At 47.0% G+C, this 16462-nt stretch carries 16 protein-coding genes; 4 read left to right on the forward strand and 12 right to left on the reverse strand.

The features are described from left to right. Positions 1–3: 3 nt before the first annotated feature. The 8 genes from gspJ to gspC form a co-directional block, all read right to left on the reverse strand. Positions 4–708, reverse strand: coding sequence for a type II secretion system minor pseudopilin GspJ (gspJ, locus tag LY387_RS15465; RefSeq protein WP_234494730.1), 705 nt, complete (start codon positions 706–708; stop codon positions 4–6). After that, positions 695–1051, reverse strand: coding sequence for a type II secretion system minor pseudopilin GspI (gspI, locus tag LY387_RS15470; protein ID WP_081936222.1), 357 nt, complete (start codon positions 1049–1051; stop codon positions 695–697). Before gspI ends, gspJ begins: the two co-directional genes overlap by 14 nt. Continuing rightward, on the reverse strand, positions 1035–1637 hold the full coding sequence (gene gspH / locus LY387_RS15475) for a type II secretion system minor pseudopilin GspH (protein WP_234494731.1): 603 nt from the start codon (positions 1635–1637) through the stop codon (positions 1035–1037). The genes gspI and gspH overlap by 17 nt, the downstream gene beginning before the upstream one ends. A 48-nt stretch (positions 1638–1685) precedes the next feature. Beyond that, positions 1686–2129 carry a type II secretion system major pseudopilin GspG gene (gspG, locus tag LY387_RS15480; protein ID WP_128648806.1) on the reverse strand — a complete coding sequence of 148 codons (444 nt, stop codon included), beginning with the start codon at positions 2127–2129 and terminating at the stop codon, positions 1686–1688. Positions 2130–2191: 62 nt separating this feature from the next. Beyond that, on the reverse strand, positions 2192–3424 hold the full coding sequence (gene gspF, locus LY387_RS15485) for a type II secretion system inner membrane protein GspF (protein WP_234494732.1): 1233 nt from the start codon (positions 3422–3424) through the stop codon (positions 2192–2194). Between the two features lies 1 nt (position 3425). Beyond that, positions 3426–4919: a type II secretion system ATPase GspE gene (gene gspE / locus LY387_RS15490; protein WP_234494733.1), complete on the reverse strand. Its 1494-nt coding sequence runs from the start codon at positions 4917–4919 to the stop codon at positions 3426–3428. A gap of 2 nt (positions 4920–4921) precedes the next feature. Next, positions 4922–6946: a type II secretion system secretin GspD gene (gene gspD / locus LY387_RS15495; RefSeq protein ID WP_234494734.1), complete on the reverse strand. Its 2025-nt coding sequence runs from the start codon at positions 6944–6946 to the stop codon at positions 4922–4924. 31 nt (positions 6947–6977) lie between these two features. Then, the gene (gene gspC / locus LY387_RS15500) at positions 6978–7904 is read right to left on the reverse strand and encodes a type II secretion system protein GspC (protein ID WP_419153414.1); all 927 of its coding nucleotides are present in this window, start codon (positions 7902–7904) and stop codon (positions 6978–6980) included. A gap of 262 nt (positions 7905–8166) precedes the next feature. Between gspC and hslR the strand changes: the two genes are divergently transcribed. From hslR to LY387_RS15520, 4 genes are all read left to right on the forward strand, one after another. Beyond that, entirely contained in the window at positions 8167–8553 is a 387-nt protein-coding gene (hslR, locus tag LY387_RS15505; protein WP_042478583.1) for a ribosome-associated heat shock protein Hsp15, read from the forward strand. A 15-nt stretch (positions 8554–8568) separates the two neighbouring features. Then, a complete protein-coding gene (gene hslO / locus LY387_RS15510; protein ID WP_042478581.1) occupies positions 8569–9450 on the forward strand; it encodes an Hsp33 family molecular chaperone HslO in 882 nt (293 codons plus the stop codon). Between the two features lie 347 nt (positions 9451–9797). Next, positions 9798–11426 carry a phosphoenolpyruvate carboxykinase (ATP) gene (gene pckA / locus LY387_RS15515; protein ID WP_042478579.1) on the forward strand — a complete coding sequence of 543 codons (1629 nt, stop codon included), beginning with the start codon at positions 9798–9800 and terminating at the stop codon, positions 11424–11426. 109 nt (positions 11427–11535) lie between these two features. Then, the gene (locus LY387_RS15520) at positions 11536–13428 is read left to right on the forward strand and encodes an AsmA family protein (RefSeq protein ID WP_234494735.1); all 1893 of its coding nucleotides are present in this window, start codon (positions 11536–11538) and stop codon (positions 13426–13428) included. 35 nt (positions 13429–13463) lie between these two features. On the opposite strand, the gene LY387_RS15525 is transcribed toward LY387_RS15520, so the two are convergent. The 4 genes from LY387_RS15525 to LY387_RS15540 are packed head-to-tail and all read right to left on the reverse strand — an operon-like array spanning position 13464 to position 16356. Then, positions 13464–14384: a bifunctional GNAT family N-acetyltransferase/hotdog fold thioesterase gene (locus LY387_RS15525; protein WP_234494736.1), complete on the reverse strand. Its 921-nt coding sequence runs from the start codon at positions 14382–14384 to the stop codon at positions 13464–13466. A gap of 38 nt (positions 14385–14422) precedes the next feature. Beyond that, entirely contained in the window at positions 14423–14857 is a 435-nt protein-coding gene (gene dtd / locus LY387_RS15530) for a D-aminoacyl-tRNA deacylase (RefSeq protein WP_234494737.1), read from the reverse strand. After that, positions 14829–15764, reverse strand: a complete 936-nt coding sequence (locus tag LY387_RS15535) for a virulence factor BrkB family protein (RefSeq protein ID WP_234494738.1) — start codon at positions 15762–15764, stop codon at positions 14829–14831. The genes dtd and LY387_RS15535 overlap by 29 nt, the downstream gene beginning before the upstream one ends. A gap of 7 nt (positions 15765–15771) precedes the next feature. Beyond that, entirely contained in the window at positions 15772–16356 is a 585-nt protein-coding gene (locus LY387_RS15540; protein ID WP_234494739.1) for an AAA family ATPase, read from the reverse strand. Positions 16357–16462 lie beyond the last annotated feature (106 nt).

Genomic DNA, 16462 nt, shown 5'->3' on the forward strand with positions numbered 1-16462 from the left:
TTCTCATGAGTTACCGCCTTGAGCGCTGCCTTGATTATTGCCTTGGTTATTGCCACCCGAGTTACCGTTGTTATTACTTCCACCTGACGAAGCATTTAAGGTGCCCGCTGGGGTTAGATAAATTCGGTTAATTTCGTCATAGTCTTCAAAGCGGATCTTTACCTCGACAGCAAGCGGCAGCGTTAAATCAGCCTGCCATTCGTTAGCCCAGGACTCACCATTGTAGAAACGCATATCGAACGACTCGACCTTGGTAAATATCGGCAAGGCAACCGGCTCTTCACCCACCGTCGTATCTGGGTAGCGCCACCACAGTCGTTCAAGCTTACCTTCTTGCAATCGGTAGCCTATTTTCGCCACTTCTCCGCGAGGAAATTGGTTCTGCGGATTCAGCCAGCCCAAGCGAGCAAACAGCAATCCTCGTCCTTCTGATTCCAACAACCCCTCTTGCCAAAGCATCAAACGAGTGAGGGGCTCTTCCCCTTCATGGCGAAACTGCCTAAGCGCTAACTGCTTGAAGTCACTATCTAAATAGACAAAGCCACGCTGAATCTCTTGCAATCTGGCACTTCGTGCTTGCGACAGTTCATTGCTGCGCTGAACTTGGTTTACCACTTGGTAAGCCGCAACACTTAAACTGGCGAAAATCGCGATGGCCACCAGCACCTCAATCAAGGTAAAGCCTTTAGCACGGTTACTTATCGACATAACTTCTCACCGTAACAATCGGGCTCGCTTTGGCATCCGTAGCGACACTGACATCAAATGCTGATAACAAGTTATCCGCCGTCTCGATTGGCTGAACACTCCAATACCACTCACGACCAGCCAGAGTCTCTTTGCCTTTTTTCGCCTTGAGTTCTGAGGTATCCAACATGACCTTCGCCATTTGGTTATCAACCACCATGCTCGCAAACGCTTTCTCTTCCAAGTAGCTTAGCGTATTGATGTGTTGACTGACCGAACGAATAATAGAGATCGCAGCAGTAGCAAAAATGGCCATTGCTATCAGCACCTCTAGTAAGGTCATGCCTCTAACGCTCTTTTTCATTCCAATCTTTCACATCCATTAGCGCAAGGTGTCCGCTCTCTTCTACTTCAACATACCAAGTTTGATCTTGCTGAGCCCGATTAACGGGCGCTAAGACAAACACCCCTGCGGTAATCTCCCCACTGGAGAGAATGAATACTTGTGGCGGCTTTTCTTGCTTCTTCTCTTTTTCGACATCCGCAAACATATCTTCATCGAATAGAGAGCCAGGCTCAAAAAGTCTGTCATCGTTGCCCCAGATGCCTGAGCTCAAATCGAGCTTAATCGACAACGCCTCAGGCAAGGTTGTTTCTTCAGGGATCTTACTCAACGAGACCCTTTGCCAACCGTCTTGTTTGAGCTCCAAGAACACATACTGCTTTTTAGCCTCATCAACACGTATACCAAAATCTTTGCCAGCTAACATGGCTTCTTCATTAAAGAGTTGAAGTCTTTGGTATAGGCGCTGCGCTTGTTGTTTGGTTTCGTCACTCTGGCTTTGTGGCAGGGTTGAAATAACCGCCACGGCACTGACCGACAGCAGCACCAACACCAGCATAATTTCTAATAGGGTAAAACCACCTTGATGGCGCTTGCGAAATAACATGAGGGTTCACTTTGGATTAAAGAGGGGCTGATGCCCCTCAATACGAAATTACTGGAAGTCTTGAATGTTCCAGTTGCCGATATCAGCGGCAGGGCCTTCACCACCTTCTTGACCGTCCGCACCCAGCGTGAAGATATCGATCGTGCCTTTATCGCCTGGGCTTAGGTATTGATATTCGTTGCCCCATGGATCGGCAGGAAGACGACGAATATAGCCACCATCGCGGTAGTTACGTGGCTCAGGGTTGCTAGGCTTAGTTACCAATGCCTCTAGACCTTGGTCAGTCGTCGGGTAAACGCTGTTATCCAACTTGTACATGTCCAGCGCGTTTTCAAGAGCTACAATATCGGTTACGGCTTTTTGTTGGTCCGCTTTCTCTTTGTTACCCAGCAAGTTAGGCACAACGAAGCTCGCCAAAATCCCCAAAATAACAACCACTACCATTACCTCTAGCAGGGTAAAGCCGGATTGTTTTTTCATTCTTTTTTTCATCTCTAACTCCAAATAAAGCATCCTCAAAATTGAGGACAATAGTAACCGTCCGCCTGGTTAGATTAACCAGACATCAAATTGTTCATTTCCAATATTGGCATTAAGGTCGCCATCACAATAAACAGCACTAACCCAGCCATCACCGCGATCAACGCGGGAGTAAAAATACCAAGCGCGATGTTCACCGTAGACTCAAAGCTTTGGTCTTGGTTATCAGCGGCGCGAGTCAACATACTCTCTAACTCACCACTTTGTTCACCACTGGCAATCATATGCAGCATCATAGGTGGGAACAGCTTGGTTTGCTCAAGCGCTTTGCGAAGGCTGGCACCTTCTCGCACGTTATCGGCAGCGGTCGACACCTGCTTCTTAGCAAAGTGGTTGGTCATCACATCAACAGAGACCTTCATTCCCTCTAGGATAGGAATGGCACTGGAGGTACAAATTGCCAGAGTGCGAGCAAAGCGCGAGGTGTTAAGGCCTCGAGCGATCTTACCAATCAATGGGAAACCCAGAACCTTAGTATCCCAACTCATTCGAATTGAGGGCTTACTCAGCGCCACTTTAATCAGATAAAAAGTGACAACAAAGCCGCCTAATAACATCAGACCCCATTGCTGGATAAAGTCACTCGATGATAAGAGAAATTGCGTCGATGCGGGTAACTCTTGTCCCATCTGTACAAACTGACCGACAATCTTAGGCACCACGGCAGCAAGCAGAAATGCCACAATCGCGACCGCAAATACCACCAGCACAACAGGGTAGATCATCGCTTGCTGCAGTTTGGAGCGCATTTTTTGTCGATTCTCAGCATAATCCGCCAACCGCTCCAAAATAGAATCTAGGTGCCCTGACTTCTCCCCTGCCGCGACCATAGAGCGAAACAGTTCATCAAAAACGTGTGGGTAGTCAGCTAAGCTATCTGACAGGGTATAACCTTCAGTAACCTTAGAGCGGATTGCTGCCAACATGGTTCTAATGCGTGGCTTCTCCGATTGCTCAGACACCGCTTTTAGACATTCCTCAAGCGGCATGCCCGATTGTACTAAGGTCGATAGCTGTCTGGTTATGAGAGCCAAGTCAGGTGTGCTCAAACCTCGTTTGAACATCGGCTTGGCATTGGTATTGCCCGATGAGCCAGATTGAGCCTTGCCTTTCGCCTCAACAATATCAACCGGCATCAGGCCTTGCTCTTTTAGGCGTTGGCGTGCCTGACGAGCGTTATCGCCCTCAATGAGCCCTTTGACTTGTTTGCCCTTCGCATTGAGAGCTTTGTATTCAAACGCTGCCAAGTTACGCTTCCTTCGTCACACGCATGACTTCTTCTAGCGAGGTCACGCCAAGTTTTACCTTGTGGAAGCCATCATCACGAATACTTGGCGTATGAGAGCGTATGGCTTTTTCAATCGCCTGCTCACCGGCTTCGTCATGAATCAGTGACTGCACGGTATCGTCAACCATCAACAGTTCGTGAATACCAGTACGTCCACGGTAGCCTTTGTGGTTACAGTGCTCACAGCCCACCGCTTTATGTAGCGTCAGTGGCTGCGCTTCTGTTAGACCAAACAGTTGCTTGGTGGCCGAGTCAGCTTCGTAAGGCGCTTTACAATCATTACAAAGCGTTCGTACCAATCGCTGAGCAAGAACGCCCAACAAAGATGACGAGATAAGGAATGGTTCAATACCCATATCACGCATACGCGTAATCGCACCAACTGCAGTGTTAGTATGAAGCGTCGACATCACCAAGTGACCCGTTAAGGACGCTTGCACCGCAATCTGCGCCGTTTCTAAGTCACGGATCTCACCAACCATCACCACGTCAGGGTCCTGACGCAAAATAGCACGCAACCCACGAGCGAACGTCATATCAACCTTTGGGTTCACCTGAGTCTGCCCAATACCATCGATATCAAATTCGATAGGATCTTCTACGGTCAGTATGTTGCGCTCGTTACTGTTGATCTCTTGTAAGCCCGCATACAGGGTGGTCGATTTACCTGAACCCGTAGGACCGGTGACTAGGATAATGCCGTGCGGACGTTGGATGAGGTGTCTAAATTTCTCGTGATTCTCAGGCGTCATACCTAGACTGTGCAGATCCAAGCGTGTTGCGTTTTTATCGAGAAGACGCATCACCACACGCTCACCGTGTGACGACGGCATGGTCGACACACGTACATCCACCGCTCGACCACCAATACGTAGCGAGATACGACCATCTTGAGGAACACGCTTTTCAGCGATATCCAGCTTCGCCATAACTTTAACGCGTGAGACCAAAAGCGGCGCTAGCTTACGACTTGGCGCGAGAACATCACGCAATACGCCATCAATTCTAAAGCGAATCGACAGCACTTTTTCGAAGGTTTCGATGTGAATATCCGACGCGCCCTCTTTAATCGCTTCACCAAGCATGGCGTTGATAAGCTTGATAATCGGTGCATCATCGTCAGACTCAAGTAGGTCTTCGTCTTGAGGGAGCTCTTCCGCCAGCGAGAAAAAGTCGTCACTATCTGCACCAATGTCTTCCATCAATTGGCGCGCTTCAGATGAGTCACGCTGATAAGCTTGAGTCAGTTTGGCATCGAACTCACTTGATGGTAGAGAGTGCAGCTCGAAGGGTCTACGAAAGACCCTTTTCACCTCTTGCAATGCGTTGAGTGCAAGCGGCTCTACATAGTAGAGCACCGACTGCTCTTCATGTGCTTCAAACACCACTTTAAAGCGATTAGCAAAGCTAAACGGCAGGCGGTTTGCCAAAGGGCGATGCTCTAAGCTTTCCATAGTTAGTTCGCTTCTACTTGATCGATAAAGGCTTGAATCTCTGAAGGATAACGATCGGTTTCGTTAAACTCAGGTAGTACCGGAATAAAGCCGTCGTCCATTAATTTCAGACCTTTGTCTGCCTTAAACAGCTGCTCAGCACGAATGTAGTTATACTTACGCTGAGTAATACCATCGGAGGTCATGCCATCACGAATAATGGTTGGCTTGATGAACACCATTAGGTTCTTTTTCTCAACGGTGGTCGATGTAGAGGTAAACAGGCGACCTAGGTAAGGAATGTCACCCAGGAACGGAACTTTGGATTCACTCTCTGCAGCACGCTCGTCAATCAAACCACCAAGCACCAGCATCTGACCATCTTGGATCATCACAGAGGTATTCAACTGACGCTTGGCAAAGCGCACGTCTACCGCACCGTTGGCGCCCAGTACGTTCGATACTTCTTGCTCAATGTTGAGCTGTACTGAGTTACCTTCGTTGATCTGCGGCACAACCTTCAGCTTGATACCCACTTCTTTACGATCGACGGTCTGGAACGGGTTGCTGTTGTTTGAGCCTGCGGTTGAGCCCGTCAAGACTGGCACCTCTTCACCGACAATAAACGAGGCTTCACCGTTATCCATTACGGTAATACTTGGTGATGACAGAATGTTCGAGTTGGATTGACTCGATACCGCGGTAATTAACGCGGTCCAGTCACCCAAGGCAATACCCACAGCGGCACCTTGAACACCACCCAAGGCACTTGCCAATGCACTGTAGTCACCACTGGTTGTCGTTTCTACGTTGTACGGATTGCCATCTGAGTCGACACGCGTTTCTGTTGTTTTCTGATCTTTGGCTTCTTCCATACCGACCATAACACTGCCGATAGACGCACCTGTATTACTAAACTGAACCACACCACCGTTGGATAGCGAGCCCCATTGAACACCTAAGTTGGCACCATCGACATCCGCCAGTTCGACAATCAGTGCTTCAATCAACACCTGTGCACGACGAATATCGAGCTGAGAAATAACCTCAAGCAGCGCTTTCATGATATCTGGCGGCGCAGTAAGTACTAACGCATTGGTATCTGGGTGAGCGGCAATCATGACCTCTGTGCGGTTCGCGGTCGAACCTGATTTCGAGCCCGATTGCTTTTCCTTTTGTAGGTTGTCTGATACGCCCTTCAGCACATCAACAAGATCTTCAGCTTTCGCGTATTTTAGATATTGAACGCGGTTGTTGCCTTTGGTCGCCATCTCAATATCAAGCTGGCCAATCAGACGACGTAGACGTTGACGAACTTTTGGATCGCCTGAAATAAGAATGGAGTTGGTACGCTCATCCGCCACCAGCTTAGGTTGAAGCAATGCAGGCGTATTCTTTGCGTCGGTGGTTTTGTTTAGCGCATCGACAATACGCACCATTTCAGCTGCTGATGCGTTTTTAAGCTCAACGACTTCCACTTCTTTGTCGCCTGCCTGGTCAACGCGACGAATGATATCCGCCAGACGGTTAACAACTGCAGCACGACCTGTAATGAGGATGATGTTTGCTGGGTCGTAGTGGACTACGTTACCTGCCCCAGCATTATCATTTAGCTGTCTTAGTAGCGGTGATAGTTCACGTACCGAAACGTTCTTCACCGCCACAACGCGCGTTACTACCGTATCACCGGCCGTAATGTCGGTATCGCCAACGACTGGGATTGCCGATGTCTTCGCGTCTTTTGCCTTAATCACTTTCAGAATGCCGTTGTCCATCTCAACAACCGCAAAGCCATATACCTCAAGTACATTTAGGAAAAAGCTGTAATACTGCTCTTCATTGAGGACGTCGTAGCTGCGTACGTCGACTTTGCCACGTACTGACGGATCAACGATGATGGTCTTGTCGAGGTTTCGCCCGACAATATTGATAAACTCATGAAGGTCAGTGCCTTTAAAACTGGCGCTAAATTCATTGGCTGATACCGCTGGGACAGCCAATAGGCTCCCCATCAATAACCAGGTACTTGTTTTAAGCCAACTTTTCACTTAATGCTCCCTTGTAATACTGTCCACATGACTAAAATTGGATAAAGATGTCATGTTGCTGTCCATCGCGCTCAACGGTGAGGTTTAATTCTGTCAGTTCAGTGATGGATTGATAAATCTGTCCCATAGCCGCAGGGTCGGTCAGGTCTGCACCGTTAAGTGCTACGGCGATATCGCCATTTTGTAGACCAACCGAGTTAAATAACTCAGGATCTCGTCCTGGGCTCACTCGATATCCCTTCACCTGGCCGTCACGCTTTACTTGAGAAAGCCTAACGTACTGAAATATTTGCTGTGGGTCTTGAGTAATTGTGTTACGAATCGCTGCTAGCTTTTCTTCTGCATCTACTGGGTTGTTACCAACCACATTGGATGCTGCTGCTTGAGGTCGTTGATTTAACTCAAGCTTTTTATATTCGAGTCCTTCAAGCATAACGGTCTCGTCACGACCTGCGTTGGAGATGATAATACGATCAATTAATACCGCATTGATGGTTGCTCGAGTGCCATCAATTTGCTCACCAATACCATAGGTGCCTTGCTTACCACGATTAGCCACTACTGCTAAGCTTAGGTCAGGATTAGAACTCACGACAGAACCCACCAGCACCACATTCAAACGACTTTTTGGCGCATCGGTCACGACAGGGGCTTGTACCACTTTTTGTTCTCGGTTGTAAGCACCGAAGATATTGGCGTTATTAATATCTGAAGATTGCAGCTTGGCGGTTTGTGATGAGTTCGCAGTGCTTACTGCCGCTGGCGGAGCCCAACGCGTCACAGAATGAGATTGGGGAAACAACTGCCATAACAACGCACCCGCGATCCAACAAGAGATCACAAGTAACACTAACGTCAGAAGTAAACTGATTTGAGGCTGATACTGCGTGCAACGTCTTAAGAGTGAGGTCAAAGAGGCAGCGGAGACACTGTTCGCCGATATAGATAATCCTTTCACTCTCTAACTTCCTGCTTGGTAATGAACTTTCCAGTTATTCACTATGTTATAAATCCAATGATATAAGCAACTTTTGCTTCCTGCCAACCGACAGAATATAGCATAACTAGTATTACAGTAATGCGAATACGTGTTTGGGGTTGAATTTTTTAGACCCAAGCACCATTTAGTACACCAATAGCAAGATAAAAGTATCACTAGTTCCGTACGGTAAGTCATGACTGACTTTTTGCCGTCACTTACTTAGAAAGTAGGATTCACGATGAGTTCCGAGAATAATTCTGTTCGATTGGATAAATGGCTGTGGGCCGCTCGCTTCTATAAAACCAGAAGTATCGCGCGAAATATGGTCGATGGTGGCAAAGTCCACTACAATGGACAGCGCTCGAAGCCGAGTAAAATAGTGGAATTGGGAGCTGTCATCGCTCTACGCCAAGGTAACGAAGAGAAAACCGTGGTCATTGAGCGTATTTCAGATCAACGCCGAGGTGCACCGGAAGCCCAGACTCTCTATAGCGAAACCTCTGAGAGTATCGCAAAGCGAGAAGACAACGCGTTGAAGAGAAAGCTGCACGCACACAACCCAAGTCCTGAACGTCGACCTGACAAAAAGCAGCGTCGCGATATCATTAAATTTAAACACCAATAAGCTGGAGCTTCCTCAATGGCTAACAACATACTTAACCGCTACCTTTTTGAAGAACTGTCTGTGCGCGGCGAACTCGTGCAAATGGATACAGCTTATCAAGAGATTCTATCGAGCAAGGAATACCCTGCGCCGCTACAAAAGCTGCTGGGTGACCTGCTGGTATCAACAAGTCTACTTACAGCGACACTGAAGTTTGAAGGTTCGATTACCATGCAACTTCAAGGTGATGGTCCAGTATCGCTAGCAGTTATCAATGGCGATCACAACCAGAAACTCCGTGGCGTTGCACGCTGGGAAGGTGACATTGCTGATGATGCAACTATCCACGACATGATGGGCAAGGGCTACCTTGTGATTACGATTACTCCGGACAAGGGTGAACGTTATCAAGGTGTTGTCGGCCTAGAAGGCGACAACCTATCTGAGGTACTAGAAGGCTACTTCGAGCGCTCTGAACAGCTTAAGACGCGCCTCTGGATCCGCACTGGTGAGTTTGAGGGCAAACCTCACGCTGCAGGCATGATGCTGCAGGTAATGCCTGACGGCACTGGTACACCAGAAGACTTCGAGCACCTAGAGCAGCTTACTGACACCATCAAAGATGAAGAGCTGTTCGGCCTAGATGCGAATACCTTACTGTACCGCCTATACAACCAAGACAAGGTTCAAGTATTCGAGCCGAAAGAGGTTGAATTCTTCTGTGGCTGCTCGCGCGAGCGCAGTGCCAATGCGATTGTGACTGTCGCACAAGAAGAGATCTTCGAGATCATTGCTGAAGAAGGTCAAGTGGCGCTTCATTGTGACTACTGTGGCACGACTTACGCGTTCGATGAAGCGGAAGTCAAAGCGCTTTACGCGGAAGCAAATTCAGACACGGGTGACAAGACGATCCATTAATCGTCACTCGACTCCAATCCAAAAAGCCAGATCGCTAGCGATCTGGCTTTTTTTGTTCTTTTTATTTAACAGAATTGCAAAAAACATGAACAGAGCATCTAACCAAATACGTAAATGATGTGTTACATTTGATCTAGCGCAAAGGTTTGCTTTGAGGAGAAATTAGCCCAAATTCAATATGTGATAGAACACTTAAAACCATCAATAACTGATGACTAATTTTTGAACTACCTCCCTGTTTTATCGGATATCCGTTGCTAGCATGGAGTTCAAAATAAAAAACAAAATAACAAATAAACAATTACTACAATTTTAAAATCCCTACAAAAATCCAATAAGGAGCACCTATGACCGTTATGGACATTAACAAGGCTGCACAAATCGATCTTACCAAGTACGGAATCACTGGCGTAACTGACATCGTTCGCAACCCAAGCTACGAACAGTTATTTGAAGAGGAAACTCGCGAAGGTCTGGAAGGCTACGAAAAAGGCGTAGTCACTGAGCTTGGCGCCGTTGCTGTAGATACGGGAATCTTTACTGGACGCTCTCCTAAAGACAAATTTATCGTTAAAGACGCTACAACAGAAGAACACATGTGGTGGACAAACGATAAAGTCAAAAACGACAACAAACCTATGTCCCAAGAGGCATGGAATGACCTTAAAACGCTTGTCACTGGTCAACTATCCAATAAACGTCTATTCGTGATCGACGGATTCTGCGGTACCAACCCAGATACACGTCTATGTATCCGAATCATCACAGAAGTCGCTTGGCAGGCTCACTTCGTGAAAAACATGTTCATTCGTCCAACCGAAGAAGAACTCGCAACCTTCGAGCCAGACTTCGTGGTTATGAATGGTGCGAAGTGCACTAACCAGAAATGGCAAGAGCACGGTTTGAATTCTGAAAACTTCACAGCATTTAACCTAACCGAAAGAATGCAGCTTATCGGCGGAACATGGTACGGCGGCGAGATGAAGAAAGGTATGTTCGCAATGATGAACTACTTCTTGCCACTGCGTGATATTGCATCGATGCACTGTTCTGCCAACATGGGTCAAGAAGGCGACGTTGCTATCTTCTTCGGCTTGTCAGGCACCGGTAAGACAACACTTTCAACCGATCCTAAACGTGCACTTATCGGTGACGATGAGCACGGTTGGGATGACGATGGTGTGTTTAACTTCGAAGGCGGTTGCTACGCGAAAACAATCAACCTATCTAAAGAAGCTGAGCCAGACATCTATAACGCTATCCGCCGCGATGCGTTGCTAGAGAACGTAACGGTTCGCAATGACGGCTCTATCGATTTTGATGACGGCTCGAAGACAGAGAACACCCGTGTTTCTTATCCACTTCACCACATCGAGAATATCGTTAAGCCGGTATCAAAAGGTGGTCATGCGAATAAAGTGATCTTCCTTTCTGCTGATGCATTCGGCGTACTACCTCCGGTTTCTAAACTGACGCCAGAGCAAACCAAGTACCACTTCCTATCAGGCTTCACTGCGAAACTAGCCGGTACTGAGCGTGGTATTACAGAGCCAACACCAACCTTCTCTGCTTGTTTCGGTGCGGCGTTCTTGACACTTCACCCAACTAAGTACGCGGAAGTGTTAGTTAAACGCATGGAAGCTGCAGGTGCTGAAGCTTACTTGGTTAACACTGGTTGGAATGGCACAGGCAAACGTATCTCTATCCAAGATACACGTGGCATTATCGATGCGATCCTAGATGGCTCTATCGAGAAAGCAGAAACCAAGAACATCCCTGTATTCAACCTAGAAGTTCCGACTTCACTTCCAGGTGTCGACCCTGCGATCCTAGATCCTCGTGAAACTTACGTTGACCCGCTTCAGTGGGAAAGCAAAGCAGCAGATCTTGCACAGCGCTTTATCAACAACTTCGATAAGTACACGGATAACGACGAAGGTAAGTCATTGGTAGCAGCGGGTCCTCAGCTCGACTAATACTTGGATAGATATCCAACTTTTTAATACCAGCCCCTCAATTTGAGGGGCTTTTTTGCGCTATACGCGCTAAATTATTGTTTATGTTGAAAGCTTGGACATACGTTTCGTGGTAAGAAAGATTGTTGCGCTGTTTGTCGCCGTATTGGCACTGGGTCTACTGACCATATTGATCGTGTTCGGTTTACTGCATACCCAATATGCAAAACCGATGGTGATCTATACCCTAGATAAAGGACTCGGCATTCACGTTAAAAGCGAATCGATTCAATACCATTATCCAAATCAGGTCATTTTCCAGAACGCTCGATTTGAGCTTCCTGATCAGCAGCCTGTGGAAGTCGCTGAGCTTTCCGTCTGGCTATCTACTCAGCTCTCTACCAAACAGCCGATCACTATTCATGAGCTCTTGATCGACGGCGCATCATTATCCGCATCGCAGACACCATCAATAACGCTGCTAAAACAATGGCAGATCGAGAATATCGCACTCGATCATATTGATTACAGCCATGGCGAGATGATCATCAACGATCTTCGACTACAGCTAACCGGCATCGAGTTTGGCGATAGTGTCATAACCAGCAAAGGAAACGTGCAGCTTCAAGCCTCTCAGTTCTACTATCAAGGCTCTTCGCTGCGAAACCTATTAGTCGATGGGGAGTTGGATGGCGATAACAGCAAAATACTCGGTGCCTCGTTTACATGGAATAAATCCAGTATCTCGACACAAGCACAAATACAAAATGGACGTTGGTCACTGGTCAATACCACAATAGATCGATTGGACTTAGATGCCACAGCCCAAGATGATCCATTACTTTCAATTCTTAAGGAGCACGTGGGTCATATCAATAGCTTAGATATTCTCAACTCAACGCTAAGCAATCATGATATGACCGTCGACAACATCAGCGCTTCTTTAGAGAATATTGATTTGGATAAATCGCTTTGGAAACAATCCGAAGCCTATATCTCTGTTGATGCAGACCAACTCATATGGCGCGGCTTTGAGTTCATCGAACCAACTCTAGAGGTTTACGCAAATGAAGAGCGAATAGAGGTTGCGGACCTCGATACCCAACTAGAGCAGGGTCGCATCCAGCTTTCCGGCTACTTGAAGCCCAATGAAATAAAGCTCGATAAACTTGAAGTAGATGGCGTTAAATACATTCAAGAGGGAGACAAACCTTCTCTATTAGACCTGTTTGCAGATGTGAGCATTGATGATCTCAAATCCGTCGCCATTGATCGCGTTGCTATCAACCGCTCACAATGGATTCAGCTTTCGACAAAGCCATTTTGGCAAGTCACTGGATTTAATATGGAAGCTTCTGACTTACTGCTAAAAAGAGACTATCAATGGGGACTCTGGCAAGGCAAAGCAACAGCATCGGCTAATAGCGCCAGTATTGATAAGATACTTGCTAACCAGGTCATCATGGAGACAGAAAGCAAAGAAGGAAAATGGCAGTTAAACCGTCTCTTCATCCCATTCGAGCAAGGCTACTTTACCTCGACGGCAAGTTTAGATTTTGGTGCACCGAGTCAGCCTCTCGCACTTAATGCGAAAGCATTTTCCCTCCCTCTCGCATTGACGCAGTACTTGTTTGATTCTGATGACATTCAACTGACAGGTACCGCGGATTTAGACCTCGATATCAGCGCCCTTATCGCAGATAACCTCTCTCTTTCACAGACGCTGTCAGGTAGCCTAAGCAGTAGCTTTTACAACACTGAAATCCAAACCCGACATTCGGAGCAGCCTCAAGCACTGGAGGTTACGCCCCTCAAGATGACGGCTGACAGAGGGGTAATAGAGTTGGAGTCTCTAGAAATATCTGGGGGGGACATTGAGGGCTCTGCGGGCGATTCAATAGACCTTCATTCCCAGTCGATGCAAGCGGTCACCATTAAGTTAACCGAGACTTGCAAGGCCGAATACGAACTACACATTCTGACCGGAGAGGTGGTCTCCTCTCCTTTAGACGCCTGTCCTTAAACAAAACCCCTATCTATAAGATAGGGGTTTTTCTATTAGCTCGATAGCAGCTTGTCTTGGTAGTTGGGTAACAGCATATAGGTCCCAACGAACTCCACCGCGGGGCTATCACCACTATAGATGGTGACATTGATGACGATACGTGCCTTCTTACCTGCCGCAAGCCTATCCAAGTCACCACTAATTCCATCAAGAGACGTAACAGAAACCGGACTAGACTCCACTGGGTGTTTGTAGCGAATTCGACTGTCTGCCAGAACAATATCGGCAACCAATCCGCGCTCACGCATAAGCAGCCACGTCATTCCCCAGCCAGTTAAGGTCGCTAGAGTAAATGCCGAACCGGCAAACATAGTGTTATGAGGGTTCAGATTAGGGTTCAATTGGGCACTGCACTCAAAGCGATAGCCCGTGTATTGATTAATCTTAATGCCCATCTTGTCACTGATTGGGATCTGTTGTTCCCAGCGGTCTTGCAACTCGGCGCACCATTCCGGACGTCGTAACACTTTTGCAAGCGGGTCAAGTTGTTTGACCATCTGTTGGTGACGAACCGGGCCCTTCTGATCGTTGAGCTCTCCCTGACTACTAAACCCATTGGTTTCGTAAAAGGAGATAGCATCCTCTCGAGCGTTACAAACAAGTCTCTTAACGCCCTCTTGACGAGCAAAAGACTCTAGAGCAACGAGTACTAAAGACCCCATACCCTTGTTACGGCGGCTATTTTTAACCGCCATATAACGGATCTGACCTTCGTTGTCTGGGGTAATGTACAAGCGACCGATTGCCATGGGTCTTCCTCGACCATCGACAATCATACGGTGATGACTCATTTCATCATACTCATCGCGCTCCGAACCCACAGGCAAACGCCACGGTTCTCGCAGCATTTGCCAACGGAAGTGGTAATACTTGGCGAGTTGATTCTCAGTCTTTGGAGTAATGAGTTTAAACATAGATATCCTTTCGCATGTAAACCTAAAGCGTTACTCGTTTATACCTGCAACCAAAAAGTTACGGGACCATCATTCACTAGAGACACCTTCATATCCGCGGCAAATTGACCACGCTCTGTAGGGAGTATCTCTAGGCAACGATCCGAAAAATAGTCGTAAAGGCGCTCCGCATCAGTTGGATGCGCACCTCTTGAGAAGCCCGCTCGAGTACCTTTCTTTGTATCGGCTGGAAGCGTAAATTGCGATACCACTAAGACGCTACCACCAACATCCTTCACACTCAGATTCATCTTGCCGGCGTCATCTTCAAAAACACGGTAAGTGGTGACACGCTCAACTAGGCGCTTCGCCTTAGCTTCGTCATCTTCCTTCTCTACGCCAAGTAGCACTAATAAGCCCTTGCCGATCTCACCAACTACTTCGCCGTCTACTTTGACAGAGGACTCACTCACTCTCTGTATCAGTGCTATCACTTAGTCGTTCCTTATTGGTGAATTCTTTTTGATTGGCTGTCGATTGTAACATGGTGCACTTTGGTCGCCAGTGTTCTTTCTCTCCAAGTGCTGCGGTAAACTCAGCACCAATTAGCACGATGAACCAGCACAGATAGATCCACAAAAACAGGATTGGAATTGCCGCAATGGCCCCATAGATAAGCTGATATGACGGAAACTGAGTAATGTAATATGCGAAGCCCTTCTTACTGATTTCAAACAGCAGCGTGGCAATCACAGCACCTATTAAGGCATGACTTAGATAGACCTTTTTATTCGGTACCAACATGTAAAGCCCGGTAAATGCTAACATCGCTAAGAACGCAGGGAGCCAGTTAATGAAGAAGCTAAACGCTCCACTTAGGATTTGGTGTTCAAGTATCTTTAATGACGTAACATAGGAGGTACCAACAATACTGGCACCCACCAAAATAGGCCCAAGAGTCAGAATCATCCAATACATCGAGAATGAAAATACCCGGCGACGTTTCTTTTTGACTCGCCAGATATAGTTAAGGTTGTTATCGATATTGGAGATAAGCGTCACTGCAGCGACAAACAAAAACGCACTACCAATCGCCGTCATCCTTCCGGTATTAGAGACGAATTCAGTTAATGCACCATAGACCGCATCCCCGGCTGCTGGTACAAAATGTTGAATAATGAAGTTCTGTAGTGTCTCGCCAACATTAGCAAAGATAGGAAAAGACGATAGTACCGACAGCAATACCGTCAGCATAGGAACGATAGAAAGCAGGGTAATATAAGCAAGATAACCCGCATTCACGTTGACCCTATCGTGAGCCATGCGCTGCACGAGATAGCGAACAAAGCTTACTAAGATAGAGATTGGCTGAATAAATTGTTGGGGGATTTTGTCGCGCATGTTCAATCTAGCACTCCTTGCTAACTTGTGTTGCGATAACGTCAGTTGTGAGCTGATTCTTACACTGATTCAAAACAAACTCGACTCGCTTAGCTACTGACATTAAAGGGACATCAACAACTCTATATCCCAAGCTTTGATAAGTGTCGCAAAGTGATTCGTGAATACTCAGAGCTTCTTCGAAGGGATACGGGCGTACATCGTCTTGGACATAGGTCTCTAGAGTAGGCTTACAAAACAGGACGATCTTTTGATAACCATTAGCTGCCTCGCTGCCAATAGTTTCTGACACCGGTAAGTCTCCAAATGATAGATAGGCGCAGACATCAGGAATGGCACGGTCAACAAAGCTTAGTTGTTCAGACAGCTGTGCTTTGTTTCGCTGATCCAGCATTTGCTCAAAACACATATCCGCAAATAACCCAAGCTGCTGCCAAGGCAATACGCCACCTTCAAGCTTAGACTGCTCTTCTATGAGTAATCGCGGGATCTCTGGATATACGTCGTAGCCTTCGTTTCCTAAAGCCTCTAAAAGCGTTGTTTTTCCTGATCCAGGACCACCTGAGATAATAAAGGGTAATGTCGCACTCATAATACATAGCTAATTCAGTAACATGATTAAAGTTTAACTTAAACCGTCAAGGTATAGTGAGTCAGAGTTGAAATAGTAGGGGAGTAATTGAATAAATAAGAAAATA

Source organism: Vibrio maritimus, assembly GCF_021441885.1.
Lineage (GTDB): Bacteria > Pseudomonadota > Gammaproteobacteria > Enterobacterales > Vibrionaceae > Vibrio > Vibrio maritimus_B.